This window comes from Arthrobacter sp. UCD-GKA (genome assembly GCF_001863355.1).
GTDB lineage: Bacteria > Actinomycetota > Actinomycetes > Actinomycetales > Micrococcaceae > Paeniglutamicibacter.
The window spans coordinates 1-16,855 of record NZ_MOLR01000015.1 but is presented as its reverse complement, the minus strand read 5'-3'; the positions used below and the strand labels follow the sequence as shown (position 1 = coordinate 16,855).

Sequence of the window (16,855 nt, the reverse complement as noted above, 5' to 3'; positions counted from 1 at the left end):
CGTGGTGCACAACGGTGTTTTCTGGGAAGTCACTAGCAAACTGTCAGCTGGTGCGCGCGTTTCTCAAGCAGATCTTTCACTCAGCATAGGATTGAAGGATGATGTCTCAAAGTGCCATATTCGTGGATGCCAGTTTCTTACTAGCTATCGGGGGACACCGTGCCTCCGGAACAACATTACGTGCCGCCTATACGGTTAACTATGAAGCGCTGATCGAGGGGATCCTCAAAACAGCCAAGGAATTTAGCGGTCTGGAGAACCTACGAATCTATTGGTATGACGCTGCGAAGGATGCGATCTTTACCGATCAGCACAAGCGCATTGGCCTGATACCTGGTGTAAAGGTTCGGTTGGGTCGTATTTCGTTTAATGGCGAGCAAAAAGGCGTTGACCTCAAGTTGGGCCTAGACTTGGTCGGTATTGCACGTAACCGTGCAGCGTCCGTTGCCTTCTTGGTGTCCGGTGATGACGATCTGGCAGAGGCGGTCGAAGAAGCACAAGACTTGGGCATGAAAGTCGTACTTATTGGAGTGGAGAAAGCCGACCATCGGCTGGGCGTTGCTTCAGTGGCCGAACATCTCGCCTTGCGTGTGGACAGCATCATTACCTTGCCCGAGGAACTCATCAAGACAGCGTTCGTGAAGGCCGTGTCGTGGGATCCGGAACATGCCACCCAGACGGCCACCATAGCCAACGCACCCGAGACAATCAAGGCTGCGAAGATATCCACTGAATCGCAGCTGATGCGTCCGAAGCCAGGAGCCCCGAAGCCACCCACACCCGCACTATTGAACCAGCGTCCGAAGTTCCAAAGCCCTGTAAAAGCAACGGCGTCCACAGCACCTGCTGATTACCAGCTTGTCTACAGTTCAACGCAACAGACCTCTGGGTTTGCCGGGGCAGCAGGCACCGGCGATCCAAGCGCCATGGATGTAGCTACTGAGGTTGGCAGCAGTGTTGCAAGGAACTGGCATGCAAGTACCAGCCAGGCCGAACTTAAGGACCTGCTAGCCGATCGTCCCCTGTTACCGGCAGAAATTGACCGGGTGCTCCTCAAGGACTGCGCACAACGTATCGGGGAGTGGAGGACCGACCTGCAAGATATACGCCGAGCCATGCGCGTAGCCTTCTGGGAGCAGCTAGACCAGCTCACATAGGGGTCTTCGATGGGCAGTTTGAAGCCAAACTACGGTAGATTTTTAGGGTGACTTCTGAGCAGACTCCGTTTTTCATCACCACCGCCATCTCCTACCCGAACGGCGTGCCCCACATTGGGCATGCCTACGAGGTAATTGCCACCGATGCCATGGCACGTTTCAAGCGACTAGACGGCTATGACGTGTTCTTCATGACAGGTACGGACGAGCATGGGCAGAAAATGCTGCAGACCGCTGAGCGCGAGGGGATAACACCTCGAGAGCTGGCGCAGCGCAACTCGGATGCCTTCCAAGCGATGAATGACGAGCTGGGCATCAGCTACGATCGGTTCATCCGGACCACGGACTCTGACCACTATGCTGCTGCCCAGGCCATCTGGAAGCGTATGGAGGCCAACGGCGATATCTACCTGGACAAGTACGCTGGTTGGTATTCGGTTCGAGACGAAGCGTTCCACGCTGAGGAAGACACCGAGGTTCGCGAGGACGGCGTCCGCTATTCCAAGGAAACGGACACCGAAGTTGTATGGACCGAGGAAGAATCATACTTCTTCCGTCTCTCCGCCTACCAGGACAAGCTGCTCGAGCTTTACAAGACGCAGCCTGACTTCGGAGCGCCTCACACCAGGTTCAATGAAGTCATCCGGTTCGTCGAGCGTGGTCTGGAAGACCTGTCGATTTCACGCACCACCTTTGATTGGGGTGTCCCCGTTCCTGGCGACAAAGACCACGTCATGTACGTGTGGGTCGATGCGCTGACTAATTACCTAACAGGCACCGGATTCCCAGATACTGAGTCCGAATCGTTCGAGAAGTATTGGCCAGCGGATGTCCACATCATCGGAAAGGACATCTCCCGCTTCCACGCCATCTACTGGCCCGCATTCCTGATGTCCGCGAAGCTGCCGTTGCCCAAACGGGTTATGATCCATGGCTTCCTTCACAACAACGGTGTGAAGATGTCGAAGTCTCTGGGAAACGTGGTTGCTCCTGCCGACTTCATTTCGCAATACGGTCTTGACCAAGTTAGGTACTTCTTCCTCCGCGAGGTTCCCTTCGGCGCCGACGGTAGCTACAGCCATGAGACCATCGTTGGCCGGATGAATTCCGACCTTGCTAATAACCTAGGCAACCTTGCACAGCGTTCGCTTTCCATGGTGGCAAAGAATTGCCGAGGTGTGGTACCTACTCCCGGCGAGTTCACGGCTGCAGACCAGCAGATCCTATCCGGGGCAGGCAAGTTACTGGAGACTTCTCGAGACTTATTCTCCCGCCAAGAGTTCAGCAAGGCGTTGGAAGGCATATGGGCTGTCTTAGGCGACACTAACGCATATTTCGCCGACCAGGCGCCTTGGGTGCTGCGTAAGACAGATGTGGCACGTATGGAGACGGTGCTGTACGTAACTCTTGAAGTGCTTCGCCGCGTGGGTCTACTAATTCAGCCCGTCATGCCAACGGCGGCAGCGTCCCTGCTCGTAGTTCTTGGTCAGCCGGAAGGTTCGTTGCGAGAGTTCGGTTCGTTTTATACGGCTTTGGTTCCGGGAACTCAGCTGCCAGAGCCCAAGCCCATTTTCCCAAAATATGAAAGATAGGGTTTGAGATGGCTAATATCTCATTGCGCAACGGATGGTTTAAAACCACGAGTAGTGACTCCATTGAAGCGAAAAATGTCCTTGAAAAAATGATCTCCTATAGAGGACAACGTTGGACTGTTCCAGATAAAATAAGTTGGAATGAGCGTCCATTTGACAAGGACAATTGGCAAAGCCACTTGCTGTCCCTTCGCTGGCTCGACGTCTTTGTACGAGAAGTTGATTTGGAAGAAAGTACTTGTAAAAAAGCTTGGACTGAATACGTCCAGAGCTGGGTTACCTGCGAAGAAGCTGGGAACATTCCACCTATAGCATGGACGACTTTCCCTGCGCTGGAGAGGTCTACGACCCTAGCTCTGGGGAGCAAAGAACTTTATGGTACAGAATTACCAAGGTGGCTTTACGATACGATTGAACTTCATGTCAAGTGGATCACAAAATCTATCCTTGATCGATTGCAGAAGAATATAAACCTGCATACACTTCCGTTATTTATTGGCGTTTACATTGAATGTTGCGAAATTTTAGATAGAACAGATTTGCTAAGAGAGCTTGTGTTCATTCTTGAATCTAACAGCTCCTTTGAAAGCTTACATGGTAACAATTTTTCTAAAATGACTTTGGAGGAATTGGAAGCATGGAGGAAATGCCTTAAACCCCTGCAAGATAATTACAAATTATCTGTGAAGCTAGAGACTGAACTTAAATCTACGTTTGAAAATGCATTAAATATATTTCAACCTAACGGCACAAAAATGAGCTTCACGAACAAGGTATCCTCGGCCGACAAGCTCGTTGAGTCCGACTGGTCCGCGAGCTATGAGTACATTAGAACGCAGGGGCTAAAAGGAAGCGCCCCCGAATCAATACAGTTCTGTCAGCCCGGAGCGTTTGCTTCTGTGCGAAGTGGCTGGGGTGAGACGGAAAAAGATTTTCTTTCCGAAACATTTTTCGGAATATCGTTTGCAGAACGGGGGGGAGGCGCTCGTGCCTTAGACCCGAGCCTTCTTTCATACTTTTTTGACGGCGTCAACTGGCTGACGAATCATATTGGTGATCGAAAGCAAGGAGGCGGAAATGCGCCCAGCGAATTCTTGACCACAAGATTTGCTGAAGAGAATGATGAATTAAAAAATGCCCCATACAATCGACTTATTTATTCGAAAGATTCACAACAAGTATCAAGATTTGACGTAAAGAGCCACTTTTCTACGTCGACATCTTACTCGTACCTCCATGTCGAGGAAATGCTTATCGCGCAGGTGACTCCTGAGAATTTCGAATACCTTATCGGCACGCAAAGTTGGGTAGTTCCCAAGGATATAGAAATTGAGGTCGAGAAGAATTGTCTTCGTCTTAAAAATGACTCTAACAAGTCCGCGCTGATTTGGACGAATCTAAATGAAATAACGAATATTTCCTTAAGTCCAGTTATAAGTGATGGCATAGTTGTCGCTAGACAAATTCAATTAATTGTGGACATGCAAGGGGTAGACTTCGTATGGGGAATTCGTGGTGTTCGCACCAAGGAGCAATTGTCTGTCGTTGTTGACACCAAGCATGACGTCACGTCACTCAGCTTGAAACTTAGCGCATACGAAGCCCATCTGAAGCTCTCGACCGGAGGGCTGCAGTTTCTGCCGGATTCTGCATCCACATCAAACACAGCTGCGTCATCTATGCATGAGGCGCCTCCTTCGGATCGGAAACGAATTCGACTCAGCCGGCTCCAGACACTCGATACCATCGTTGAAACTAAGAACGAAATCTGGGATTCCAACGGGATTTTGGAAAGTCGAATATCTGGAATTGAGAGACTCCTCGAAATCGATGAACGTCAAGAAGACGCTGACTTCGGATTGATGGCGGCGATTCAGGATATTGCCGGTGAGGATTTGATGAGTCGCCTTCCCTCAAACTCTGGTGTATTTAGATTGAGAAGAAGTCCGTTGATCTCTTGGCAAACCGACCAATCCGTCGTCGACAATTCGACGATGCTGCCCATGTGGACTCACAGGTCTGTTCCGGATTTTACTGACATTTCAGTATCCTCGATTCACACCTTTGACCTAGGTGATTTGTGTTTGCCAATGCTGATTGATATCGAAGAGGGCTCTACGCTAACGGTCAGCTTCCATGGCGCTACGGATCGGCTCAAGACGACCCTGCCACGATTCGAGAGACGTAAGTCGCTAGCTGAACTGGAGGCAGGCCCGCGGATGTTCTTCGGGGATCCTGGACTTGATTTGAATAGTTCAATGATCCTTGACTGGTATATGGGAACGGAAAGAATTGACGTTCATTCAAAGATTGCTTCAATAATCTCTAAGTTTGCAGCTGATAAAAATATTAGAAAAATTATTCTTGTGGGGAGTTCTGGAGGGGGATTTGCCGCAATGCAAGTTTCTTCCTACCTTAATGGAGTAAGTGTGGTTGCATTCAACCCACAAACCGACCTACGTCGATATTCGAGACGGTTGGCTGGGGCAGCTTGTTCTGCTTCCTTTGGTCAGTCGATTGAAGAGCTGGGGCCAGATCTCGTCTCGAGGATTGACACGGTGTCCCGATTTGAGAAGTGCAGTTCACTACCACGACTAATTCTAATACAGAACGTTGGAGATGGACATCATTTGAATAACCACTTTTATCCTTTTATGGAACGTGCAAGTCACCTATTCCCGGAGAACCGTCTTCGTCCCGTGGAAATCGATCTTGGACCAGGGCATGTTGCCCCACGCATGGGATATTTTCACGAAGTAATGAACGAAGCTCTTAGTGAACTAAGCTGATAGTTCAAGAAATAGCAATTTTCTAAATGAAGAAAGGTCTAGTTAGTATGGCGTATTTGAATGTCGGGGCCCAGGTTGGAACCGTTGAGCGGGCAAAAGCCCATAGAATTGGTTCTAATTTTGAAATTCTGAAAAATGATAATGAAACTGCTGACGGTCTTTTGAGCGGGAAGCTGCCGGTACGGAATTTTGAACCCTTCGAATTGCCGTTGATTCCGTCCTGGGAAGAGAATCCGTTCGAAGACAGGAACTGGCAGTTCAATTATCACAGCCTACGGTGGATCGATGTTTTAAGGAGAGAGTTTCTAAGAACTAGAGACCGTAAGTATGGCTACGCTTACATGCACTACTTAAAGTCTTGGGTGGAACGTAATGGTGATCCTTCCCGTGATGCTTCTTCAGAGTTCGCTTGGCACGACATGGCATCGTCATATAGGGCAAGCATGATTGCTGGAGCAATTACGATCTTGGGTGCTCAGTCTTGGCTCCTTCACGCCCTTCACGAACATGGAACGGTATTGGCCGACCCCTCGTTTGGAACTCAAAGGGGGAACCACGCGCTCCACGTAAAGACGGGCCTATTGATTGCGGGTGATGTGCTAAACAATATCCCGTGGAAAAAGCAAGCCTTAGAACGTATAGGTGAATTGTTGGATGAAAGCATAGATTCACAAGGCGTGGATCTTGAAGGAGCTATGTCGTACCAATGGTCCAATTTTGTTTGGTATCGAAATGCACAAGAGCATCTCTTGGCCGCAAACATGGATCTTCCACCTGTTTTTAATCGATTGGCGCTGATGCCTGAGTTCGTCGCTTTCGGGACCCCACCCACGCGCCGTCCGGTCCGGTTTGGTGATTCCGATACTTCGGTTATTAAGGACTACCCAGATCCCACCGTCCAATTTGTGCGGACACAAGGGAAAGCGGGGACTAAGCCAGCAAGTGTATACCGCAAGTATGATGCGGGATACATTTTTTCCAGAAGTTCATGGACCTTGCCGTCGAAGAATGATTCACTATTCTATAGTCTAAGATTTGGTCCTTCTAAGAAAGATACTTCGCATGGGCAACATGACGGTGGCTCGATGACTCTTTCCATCGGAGATGCCACCTTTGTAGATGAAAATGGCCGGTATAAGTACCAGAAACATGAGTTCACCTCGTTCCTTGCTTCTAATAGGGCGCATAACTCTTTGGTTTTTTCGGATATTGATTACAATGTGTATGCTGAAACGGCTCTTATCAAATCTGAATCTTCAGCGAATCATGATTGGACTGTCGTCGAACGTCAAGAAACCAGCCAATCGAGCTGGCGTAGGGGTGTGTTTCACAACCGTAATGAGAACTATTTGGTTGTGATTGATGCGTACACAAATGCTGGGAAGAACGGTGTGTCTCAATTGTGGCAACTCCCGAATCAAGCWGACGTCAAAATTGGGGCAGGTTTCAGTACCGTTTCCATGAAAGGGGTCAAGCAGAAGTTACGTATACACAGCTTCTCCAGTGATCCGGCTGATACAAAGCTCTTCAAGGGGGATAAGGCACCTCTCATGGGATGGCGAAGTGAGAAATATGGGACTGTTGAAGCGGCGCCTTGTCTAGCATTTTCATCTGAGAGGGCGAATGGTCTGTTTGTGACTGTCTTCTCCGTAGAGGGACTTGGAAAAAAGCCAATGTCGCATTCGGTAGAATTTGATGGCAATGGGAAGGCCACAGTTCTTGGATCTGTTTCTTCAGTAAGTATTGATATCATCAGTGGGAGCGTTGATCGGAATTGATATCCGGGTTGGAGTAGTGGGATTATTCGGAATGAATGTAGCTTAAAGGGCTCTTGGGCTTCGAGCCTTACATCATCAAGAAAGTAAGGCATACAGCCCTGAACTAGTCCCCCGAAAGGTGGAGTGTATATTTGAGATCCATACTTTCGGGGAGTGATTCATTCCACTACATAGTTCGATCACGGCCGAGCAATGACGGTCCTCCATCGGTCATTTCCAGGAAGGTTTCGGCCAAGGCGACGGCAAAGTCGTGAACTGTCCCGACAGTCTTAATGTGTGAGACGAACCAGGCCGTGTGATGTCTCAAGACATCGGTGACAGTTCTGCCTTAGGACACTGGTGACAGTTGATGTGTCAGGACTTCGGTGACGGTTGCCCGGGATTCCGGTCCTTGCCACGGAGCGGTCGGGGCTTGGGGATGCCAAGATAGGCAGTGCCTTTCGGTGGCCAGGAATAGTCGGCAACGACCTCCCCATCGGTGCTGGCGAAGATGACGCCATCGTCATCCCAGCTCGCGATGACGGTTCGTCCGCTCACCGATGCGGTCAGGGAGAATATGATTCGTCCGATGTTGACGACACCGTTGGAATAGGCCTTCAGCTTCCGGCACCGGAAGGATGGATGATGCTGCCGGTGACCCGCTCCTGGCCAACGGTCGCCAGCGTGTCGTCTTTCACCGTGCCGGTGGCGAAAACGGCAGCTTCTTGCTCCACTGCTGCCTCCAGGCGTTGGGCAACGACGAGGGTTCTTGGTTCCGGTGGATTGGCCTCTGGAAGGATTGGGCCTGACCTGGGTTCCTCGGCAAGGGCTGTTGCATCCCACGACTGCTGGGGCGTGATGCGCCCGGGCAGTCCCTGGTGCGAACGCTCGGTGTTGTAGATGTGGTCGAACCCATCCACTTGGGATTGGAGCTCGGCTTGGGATTGGGCCAAGGGCTGCTTGTCCAGCCAGCGAAACAGGGTCTGGAAGGAGCGCTCGTTCTTCCCCTGGGTGCCAAATATCGCCAGAGCGTACTTCCGTTCCGGCTTGTTGGTGTGTGATCTCGCAGCATCGTGGACACGGAATTGCCAAATAGCTGAAGGTACCGGTGTTCTGGCAACTTGGCAACCTGGTACCGCATCTCCGGTGAAGTCGGTGTGTGAAGTCGGTACCAAGATTCCGGGAAGTGGGTACCGCACCCAGAAGTGTGAACACTCGCTTCTTTGTTTACAGTCGCACTCACTACATCGTTTACACACGCACTCGACACTTCCTTTACACACGATGTCAGCACATCGTTGACACCAAAACTCACAACATCGCTGACACCGTGTGCACTCAGGCTTTCAGGCCGGTTGGCCGGCGAGTTCCAGCGGGTAATGCTGCTTTTCGTAGTCGATTCGCTTCAGAATCCACGCAGGTTTCGGTTCGCGGATGCGGGCACCGTGGACCTGCCACAGCGGCATCAACTTTTTGCTGGAGGCAAGATGCAGCGGCAACGGGAAATAGAGGCTTTCTTCCCCATCAAGAGTGCTGAACAAGGTGAATCTTGTTTCGGTGGTGACCAATCGGTGTTCGCCGACCAGGTGCGTCGGGACCTTGAACGCTCGGCCACGGTAATAGATCTGTGGGTTGGTGCGGGTGATCTGCACCAGGTCGCTTGGCTGGTCCTGCAGCTTGCCGGTCTGGACGGGCAGGGTTTCCTGGGCCTGCTGCTGGGCGGCCATGATGGTGCCACCGGTATCGGTGGATGATGCAGCAGCTTTGAGGGCGATTTGCTTGTCGCGGTAGGCGTCAGCCTTGGCCTGCAACTGCTCAATGCCAATCGGGGAGCCGTCGGAGCCACGGTGTTCCACTGCTTCCCATGCCTGCCCGGGGGTGAGGTGAGTGCTTCCAACCTTCAGGGACTGATGTCGACGTCGGTAATTGTAATGATCCCTGAACCGCACCAAAAGCCTGGAAAGATCATCGAGGTTCTTCGGGGCGTGGGCATCGAGAAACCGGATCAGGGTCTGATGGCTCCTTTCATTTTTTCCTTGTGTTTCTAGATGCCAGATACGGCCCGTGATGCCCCGACATCCACGCTCGGTCAAGAAGATCTCGGTGCTGCCAATGTTCCTACGACGGGCGTGGTTGAAAGAGAGCCCGTTGTCCGTGAGCAATTCCTGCGGGACGCCGTATTCCTCGAACGCGGCACCCAACGCGGAGATCGCGTCTTCGCTGTTTTCGGGTCGTTCAAAGCAATGCGACCCAACATCAAAACGGGTTCCTTCATCCAGCAGCCGATAAATCGTTGCCTTGGTGCCGTCTTGGTCGAAGAGCCGATATTCCAGCCCATCAAGCTGCCACATCTCCATCGGATACGACCGAGCGAACCTCATCCATGCACTGCGCGGCCGCTTTCGGGGGTTGGTTTTGGTGACGCCCGATTCGGCGAGGATTCGTCCAATGGTTGCCACGGACGGGACCTGTTCCCCAAATTCTCCGGAGTCCACACCTTCGAACCAGATTGATTGCGGACCGTGGTCCCAACCGGCTTTGGCCATGCGTTGACGGATCCGCAACACCAATTCCTTGGTTGGCTCCCCGTACGTCCTCGCGGGGCTCTTCGGAGCCCGGGAATGCGGGTTCAGCGCCTTGTTGCCTTCGGCGATATAGCGTTTCTTGACTTTGTAATAGGACGGTCGGCTGATGCCCAGTTGATCGCAAAATTGCGAGATACTGAGGGAGTCTGGCAGGCCCGGGTCGAACTCGATGATTTGACGGCGTATCGAAGCCGATAATGTATTTGACATCTTTCATTATCGAAAATCCGTGATCAAGCCCGGGGTTGCCACACACCTTGATACCGGTCAGCGATGTCCTGAGAGATCCTGTAAACGATGTCTTGAGTGATGCCGTAAACGATGTCCTGAGAGATGACATTCCTTCTGGCGCTATTCAGCACTTGTCGACCTTGTTTGACCGGCGGGCATCCAGGGCGTGGTCCACCACCTGCATGAACACTTCCTCCGGCAGCAGCTTGTCATTGGCCTCGTCGTTGGTCAGCTCCAGGAACTTCTCGGCAAACACGGTCAGCCGAAGGTCCTTGATTTTCGGGTGGTCTTCGCTGCTGATGGCGCTCAGGGAAATTCCCCAGTTCGGCTCACCAGTTTTCCCCAGCCCGCGTGAGTTAAGTTAGCAGGTTTGCCTCCACTTCTCGTTGCCGCTGGGTGTTCTCTCCAGCAAGCGAGCGAGGCCGCTGCGACAGATCCATGGCGCCCGTATCTGCGAACCGAGCCTGGCGTGGATTTTGAGGTGGATCGACTACGAAAAGCAGCACTACAAGTTGGAACTTGCCGGCAGATCGGCCCGACACCCTGAGTGCACACGGTGTCAGCAACCTGGTGAGTATTGGTGTCAACGATGTGCTGACATCGTGTGTAAATCAAGTGTCGAGTGTGTGTGTAAGCGATGCGGTGAGGGCGACTGTGAACAAAGAAGCGAGTGTTCACACCTATTTTTCCGGACTTTTCGACGTTTCCCGATGGGAGCTTTTCGTAATTGCTGAAGCAGCGCGAGGGAATAAATCGAATTCCACTAGCGCAGTCCTATCCGTGTAACCAAAGACCCGACCCGACGGGGTGACCGCCAGCCGGCTGCCGAATTGCTGTCCGTCTTTCGGGCTTCCGATGATCGATTTGGTACCGGTTCGAAAATCCACGACTGTTGTCGTCCCCGCTGCGCTGTGCACCACTTTGGAACCGTCGCCCACCTGGGCGAGATCCACACTAGCCCAACCAGGGCGATAGTCGGCGTTGTTTGCGGGGGTCAGACGATGCTGCAGCATCAACTTTCCGTCTAACGGGTCAATGATGTTGATTCCCTCGATGTCGGCGACAATCAGCCACCCGGCTATGAGCTTGGGTGCATACAAGGCACCGGAAGAAGAAACCGGCGCTAGTTCCCAGATCAATCGCTTCGTAGCGATTTCCAGCTTGAAGACTTTGGCCGATGCCTTCGTGTCGGGGATGCCATAGCCGTTGCGTACCGAACAGGTGCCGTAGACATATTGATCATCAGCGGCTAGCCCGATAATGGATTGTGAACGGATAAGTCCACCCCCTCCACCGTCGAGCACCCAGCGGATCTTGTTTGTCTCGGGTTCGATCATCCCTAGCACGCCACCCGACCGTCCGTAGTCCGGCACAGTCCCGAAGAACACGTTACGAGAGTTCACAGCCCAGCCGAAGGGGCGAGATTGGTGATATTTTCGGCCTAGGCGTTCGATACGGTGGTAACCCTTGGGTGCGTCCTTGCGAACGCTTTCTAAGGATATGATGTCAGCCGAACTGTACGAGCCAATGTAGCTGCGCGTGGCATCGAACTCTATCATACCCTCGACTTGGTTGATCAAGTTTTCGGCATCAGGGGAACGCCAGCGTGTCCCCGTGTCGGGGTTTATGGCGGCCAACCCTTCACCCATGTAGCCGCCGATATAGACGTTACCGTCGGAATGACCCATGAGCGACTGTACTTTAAATTCGCCATCTGTGAGAGAGATATTGCGTACTTTATCCACCGAACGGCTCGCGAGGTTGAAGAATTCCAGGCGCAGCCCTTTGGGTGTTTGGCCGGCCACGATAACGGCTGTGGCTGTGGCATACAATGCTAGCGGTGAACTGGTTTTAACCGGGCCCAGTTTGACGTCCCGCCACGTTGAAGTGTCTGTAGCGTGTAAAATCCCCTTGGTGATGTTGTAGATGCGCTCGCTTCCTTTCACTTCTGCGGACGCGCGACGGGATGCCCAGACACGACCAATCTTGCCCACCCACTTCTTAGTGACGGGGTCCAGGAGCAGTTCGGCGGTGACATTGCTAGCCGTCACTACAATGCGGTTCGCGAATACATCAACGGACGAGATGAAGCCGTTTGGGATCGGATGCGGTAGCTGGATCTCAGTGCGCTGCTCGGGTTGGTTTGCCGAAAATGTGAACAGACGAGGGTTTAAGGAACCGGTGCCTACCCAAACTATATCGTTTGGCCCGATTGCGAGTCGCCTGACGTAATCGGTGTCCGCCGCAAGTCGGGAGTGCACCCGAATCTTTTTCGTGGCAGCTGTGTATGTGAATGTCGCACCATTTGGATAGGTGCCGCCCCAAAGGATTCCTGTTGAATCGAGCTGCAGCTCATAAAGGGCTGATGCGCCGGGGACTTTGCCGATTCGTCGCACCGTTTTAGAGTCGGTAGGGTCCCAGAACATGAGGGTGCCGCCGGTGGTGAAATATAGGGTCCTTCTTGCCTGGTCCCATACCAACGAACCAATCCCACCACTGTGGCTGTCAGGAATGCTCACTACATGGACTGGCAGAGTAGCCTCGGAGTTAACGATTTGCAATTGGTTGACCGGACCCACGATTGACACCGCAAACCATGTGGATGGCGTCGTGGCCAACCCTGGTAGTGGCAAGACGCTCTTGATCCTAAGAGCCGGGAATGCGCCTTCGTAGCGAGAGATGACGCCGCGCGTCTTTGCGACGCTGGTCAGCGGTGTTAGCAGCAACGGATCGCGGATTCGCATAGGGGATTGCTCGCGTTTAGCGCTCGGAGACGTTTCTCCTGATGAGGCTGACTCAGTGGAAGTGCATGCTCGGGCGTTCTCGGGGGAAACACCGGGGGAGAGCGATGCTCCACCAAAGGCCAGGGCCGCAAGTGAAAGTAACCCTCGTCGAGTGAGTCGGCGCGGATCATCGTGCATGGATTCGTGGTGCACTCGTTACCTTCTGCTAGTCGGGAGCGTTGCTCACTATCGGTCTTGAGACTAGCAGCCCGATATTGAAGATTCTTACGTGTGCCCGCAGGGGTATGCAAGATCTCACATTCGAGTTCACCAGGAGATTGCTAATCAGTTTTTCTTGATTCTTGTGAAGCTCCGCGATTTCCGTGCTGCGTGATTGAGACTTGTTGCCACGCAAGGATTCGAGGAAGCGCAGCGCGGGCTGTTGGATGTGCTGGCGCTGGCCGGGGAGTTGTTTGTCCTGGCTAGCGCCTACTCATTTTGGCGGAGCACCGGGACCGGATCCTTCCTGATGTCGCGATGGAGAAGCTTTGCCTGGCGCGCCGATGACCACCCCCGACCCCGGGCTTGGTGATCGGCTCCGTCATTCTCCTCCGGACTCTGGCGGACCTCTCGGACCCGGGGCCGTGGAGGCGTTGACCTTCGACCTGCAATGGAATGCGGCCTGCAGATTCGGGCTCACCCAGACTTCGTTCAATTCCTCCCTCTCACGTATTGTCGAAAGCCCCTGGCCGCAAGCAGCCGTCTCTACCAGATCATGCAGGACGTGTTCGAGGTCTTCGCTGAACCCCGGCGTGCTCACTGACTATCGCCTGCAGGCCGTCGACACCACGGTGCTCGATTACGGGGTCGGCAGGAAGGAGACTGTCGCGTAACTGTTCGCCTAGACCTGCCGCTTCGGACGCGATATCCCTGACGGCAGGCCCAAATGGCGGACCGTGCCACGAACTATGCCTACTCCCGAACGGAGAAGCCGGAGATAGCCTGGGACGACAAAGAGGCCAAGGAAGTGTTGATGTTTTCGCTGGTCATCGATGTGCTGACCCTGCTTGCCGCGGTGGTCCCGGAATCCCAAGGAAGGCGAGTCCAATGAGTTGCTGCTGCTGCTGGCGGCCGGGCAGTAGGTGGAACCGGAAACGGAGATCTTCACCAACGGGGCCGTAACCAAGGCCGGGATCCGGCTGTTGGACATTGGCTCCTTCATCCTCGTCGCCACCAAAACACCCGCCTCCGAGGCGGTACTTGCCGAGGCCGGAAAGGATCCAGATCCTCGGGGATTACACCTACGAGTCCGGGCCATGCTCGTGGCTGCAGAGAACGCAGTGCCCGAGGCGATCGTGAAGTTCAAGCCGCTGCACCGGGCCGCCAAAGTCGGCTACCTGCTGGACGACTTCGCCTACTATCAGGAAAAGGGCACCCTGCCATGCCCCATCGGGTAGCGCGAACCATCAGCGTAAAGCAACGTGAACTTCGGGACGGCCCGCAAGGGGTGAAAGTTTGGGAAAACATGGACGCTCACCAAGGCCGGGCGCAGGGTCGACATCACCGAACGCCACTGTCTGCAACTCGCCCACCAGACCGCATACAGTGACACCGGGTTCCAGCACGAGTTCCGGTCCCACCGCCCGTTGGCGGAACGGCTCGTCGTCTGGCTGGTGGCCAAGAACAACCGGCACCTGAAATACCGCGGAACCACCAAGAACACCGCCCGGACGTAGACTTTACTGCCGCGCCGGAACTTCCACCGGCTCTTGACATTAGGTCTAACCCTGAGCGACGGGCACGGGCACTTGCCTGAGTCCCATGGAGGGGTCGGACTCCGCCCGGTGCCCGGGCACCGACCTGGTCCTCCGATACGGCATCAAAGTCGGAGAGCCGTCAAAGGACGAGATTGATTTGGTCCAAATTAAATCGGGTCAAACGATGAATGTTCAGACCCCGGTGCTCCAGGCATTAGACCGACACCACGCAAGGCTTGTAGGTGATTCATTGATAATTCGAATTCACGCGACACCGGCATGGCGCGTTAGAGACCGTGGCCTCGGGACCAACGAACAAACGAATCAACCATTCCTGCATAAATTATGACTTAATGTATATTAGACAATTCATCTATAAACTAGAAGAATACATGAAACTTCGCTATCTCATTACGCCATTGACAGGAATATTATACAATTCTGGCCAGCAAGTTTTCACAATTTGATCATAGGTTGCAGTTTTTATACGTTCTGCATAAGGAGCTGAAAGCAAATACTTTATTATCAGACGACTGTTAATTAAAATATGAGTGTCAAAGGCGACATCGCTTTCGCTGTTAATTGTTCCAAGCCATGAACCCATTCTAATTTCCCAATAATATAGATCAAGCGGGTGATAACCATCAACGCCTAATAGGTTTGTTCCTAAAACATATTCTTGTTTTGCTTTAAGGGTTTCGGCGGTATAGCCAGAACCGTAAGTGTGAATCAAAGCAATGAGCTCAGGTGTAATTTTGTCATGAGGATATTTTCTCCTGTAGTTGCTCACACCTATCTCATTAAAACTTGAACGAATGTGCATTCTAGAATCGGGAAATTCTTCTAAATATTTTTCTATTACATTTGGATTGCTTGATTTCGGTGAATTTCTCCGAAGCACGGTCGACAAAGCCTTGTTGGTCAACGGACCGTTGACGTTAAGAATACGGTGACGATCCAACCCCTTGGCCGAGGCCAATTCTAAACTTGTATCCAAGTCTGATTGAACGGCTTCTTGCCGTTGCGCGTATGTCAGTCCGTAGGTGAAAAAATCAAATGAATTTCGCTGGTCACGAAGGATCGCCAGCGTGGTGCGACTATCTTGTCCAGCCGTTAGTGATACAAGTGGTTTTTGCCTCTTGGCTAAGTGGGGTACCTGAATGCGCAAAAGAGGGACGATTAAATTGACGACTTCGCTAGTAGAAATGTTGAGCGGAGGATCTAGGGATACGCGCCGGATATCCATTGATCCAATTTCAATTTCATGATTAGCGTGAAGGTATGACACTTCATTCCAATGGGTTTTATTTCCTGGATAAGTAAAACTACGATTAGAGTTCCTCCAAGCGCGGGTTCCAAATATTGATGGTGTCACTTTTAGCAACATCTCTGCAATCAAGTTCTGATGCGAGGCAATAAAACCTCCTTCAGACGAATAGTAAATGCTTCTTAACGCACCTGCGTCTGATTGGATCCATGCTTCGGATGGGGTTCCGTCGATTGCGATGAACCTGCCGGCCAATTTTTCCAATTCCGAAACGTATGACTCTCTTGAGTGCCTACGACGTGTGGCCAGTTTCTCTACAATTTCTTGTAAGTTGTCCGTGTCATCCAGGAGGTGGATAGCGTGCCCAAGCAGAGTAACTGAAAATCCGTCATGACTCACATGAGACAACTCGAGCCGTGGGTCCCAGAAGAGCATTCTTCCACTTAATTCTAATTTGTGCCACATTGGCACAGGTGGGGACGTTAGCAAGTCACCCACGGCATATCCTCGTGCAAACACGAGGTTCTCATAACTTTCGTCGGGCGGAATCTCAACTGGCGCGTGATGATGCTTCGTTGTTTTGAACATGTTTTATTGTATCTTGACCGATCGATCTCAGAACGTATGACAAGAAATAGTCCTTCCATCAAAAATGGTGTTTGCACGGGAATCGTCCGATCGGAAACCTTGGCCCCGCGCTAGCCCAGCCATTTCATAAGGTGATGGCAAGCCGCTGATTTCGTATTTTGGTTCGTGGTTGGCGGTTTTGCTGTTTAGGGGCACGCCGATGGTTGCCGTGTCGCCGGTATGGGGCGTCGGGTTCCACGTGTCCGAGCTGGGCTTCTTCCTGGTCGTTTGGATGGGTTGGTTCACCGGTTCAGGTGATCAGGATGCTGTCCTTGAAGCGTTGCTGCAGGTGCTTGAAGCGTTCGTAGAGCTCCAGGAGGAGCTTGGCCTCGGGTGCCTTGCGGGATAGCAAGAGTTTGGTTTGTCGGCC

11 protein-coding genes are annotated in these 16,855 nt (G+C 52.4%); 6 read left to right on the top strand and 5 right to left on the bottom strand.

The window, feature by feature from the left end; genetic code table 11:
- Positions 1 to 98: 98 nt before the first annotated feature.
- From BLJ79_RS19850 to BLJ79_RS22650, 4 genes are read left to right on the top strand one after another with little or no spacing between them, the layout of a single operon-like run.
- The gene (locus BLJ79_RS19850; protein ID WP_071216519.1) at positions 99 to 1,157 is read left to right on the top strand and encodes an NYN domain-containing protein; all 1,059 of its coding nucleotides are present in this window, start codon (positions 99 to 101) and stop codon (positions 1,155 to 1,157) included.
- Positions 1,158 to 1,204: 47 nt separating this feature from the next.
- Positions 1,205 to 2,749, top strand: coding sequence for a methionine--tRNA ligase (gene metG / locus BLJ79_RS19845; RefSeq protein ID WP_071216518.1), 1,545 nt, complete (start codon positions 1,205 to 1,207; stop codon positions 2,747 to 2,749).
- An 8-nt stretch (positions 2,750 to 2,757) separates the two neighbouring features.
- On the top strand, positions 2,758 to 5,538 hold the full coding sequence (locus BLJ79_RS23115) for a ricin-type beta-trefoil lectin domain protein (protein WP_139194987.1): 2,781 nt from the start codon (positions 2,758 to 2,760) through the stop codon (positions 5,536 to 5,538).
- Between the two features lie 47 nt (positions 5,539 to 5,585).
- Positions 5,586 to 7,316 (top strand): heparinase II/III family protein, encoded by a 1,731-nt coding sequence (locus BLJ79_RS22650; RefSeq protein WP_175475549.1) that lies wholly within the window; start codon positions 5,586 to 5,588, stop codon positions 7,314 to 7,316.
- Between the two features lie 596 nt (positions 7,317 to 7,912).
- On the opposite strand, the gene BLJ79_RS24110 is transcribed toward BLJ79_RS22650, so the two are convergent.
- The 4 genes from BLJ79_RS24110 to BLJ79_RS19830 all read right to left on the bottom strand — a co-directional run bounded on the left by BLJ79_RS24110 (position 7,913) and on the right by BLJ79_RS19830 (position 12,855).
- Complete coding sequence (locus tag BLJ79_RS24110; protein ID WP_071216517.1) at positions 7,913 to 8,248, bottom strand: hypothetical protein; 336 nt, start codon at positions 8,246 to 8,248, stop codon at positions 7,913 to 7,915.
- Between the two features lie 393 nt (positions 8,249 to 8,641).
- Positions 8,642 to 10,090 carry an integrase core domain-containing protein gene (locus BLJ79_RS19835; RefSeq protein ID WP_071216516.1) on the bottom strand — a complete coding sequence of 483 codons (1,449 nt, stop codon included), beginning with the start codon at positions 10,088 to 10,090 and terminating at the stop codon, positions 8,642 to 8,644.
- 145 nt (positions 10,091 to 10,235) lie between these two features.
- The gene (locus BLJ79_RS23860) at positions 10,236 to 10,367 is read right to left on the bottom strand and encodes a hypothetical protein (protein ID WP_286135683.1); all 132 of its coding nucleotides are present in this window, start codon (positions 10,365 to 10,367) and stop codon (positions 10,236 to 10,238) included.
- A 424-nt stretch (positions 10,368 to 10,791) separates the two neighbouring features.
- Positions 10,792 to 12,855: a PQQ-binding-like beta-propeller repeat protein gene (locus BLJ79_RS19830; protein ID WP_139194986.1), complete on the bottom strand. Its 2,064-nt coding sequence runs from the start codon at positions 12,853 to 12,855 to the stop codon at positions 10,792 to 10,794.
- Between the two features lie 925 nt (positions 12,856 to 13,780).
- Here BLJ79_RS19830 and BLJ79_RS23470 point away from each other — a divergent pair.
- The gene (locus BLJ79_RS23470) at positions 13,781 to 13,945 is read left to right on the top strand and encodes a hypothetical protein (RefSeq protein WP_175475548.1); all 165 of its coding nucleotides are present in this window, start codon (positions 13,781 to 13,783) and stop codon (positions 13,943 to 13,945) included.
- Between the two features lie 31 nt (positions 13,946 to 13,976).
- Positions 13,977 to 14,291, top strand: coding sequence for a hypothetical protein (locus tag BLJ79_RS19825; RefSeq protein ID WP_071216514.1), 315 nt, complete (start codon positions 13,977 to 13,979; stop codon positions 14,289 to 14,291).
- 703 nt (positions 14,292 to 14,994) lie between these two features.
- On the opposite strand, the gene BLJ79_RS23105 is transcribed toward BLJ79_RS19825, so the two are convergent.
- A complete protein-coding gene (locus BLJ79_RS23105; protein WP_139194985.1) occupies positions 14,995 to 16,446 on the bottom strand; it encodes a hypothetical protein in 1,452 nt (483 codons plus the stop codon).
- Between the last annotated feature and the right edge of the window lie 409 nt (positions 16,447 to 16,855).

Coding starts and splice junctions, on each gene's coding strand:
- BLJ79_RS19850 (WP_071216519.1), top strand. CDS start 99: ATGATGTCTCAAAGTGCCATATTCGTGGATGCCAGTTTCTTACTAGCT.
- BLJ79_RS23115 (WP_139194987.1), top strand. CDS start 2,758: ATGGCTAATATCTCATTGCGCAACGGATGGTTTAAAACCACGAGTAGT.
- BLJ79_RS19835 (WP_071216516.1), bottom strand. CDS start 10,090: ATGTCAAATACATTATCGGCTTCGATACGCCGTCAAATCATCGAGTTC.
- BLJ79_RS19830 (WP_139194986.1), bottom strand. CDS start 12,855: ATGCGAATCCGCGATCCGTTGCTGCTAACACCGCTGACCAGCGTCGCA.
- BLJ79_RS23470 (WP_175475548.1), top strand. CDS start 13,781: ATGGCGGACCGTGCCACGAACTATGCCTACTCCCGAACGGAGAAGCCG.
- BLJ79_RS23105 (WP_139194985.1), bottom strand. CDS start 16,446: ATGTTCAAAACAACGAAGCATCATCACGCGCCAGTTGAGATTCCGCCC.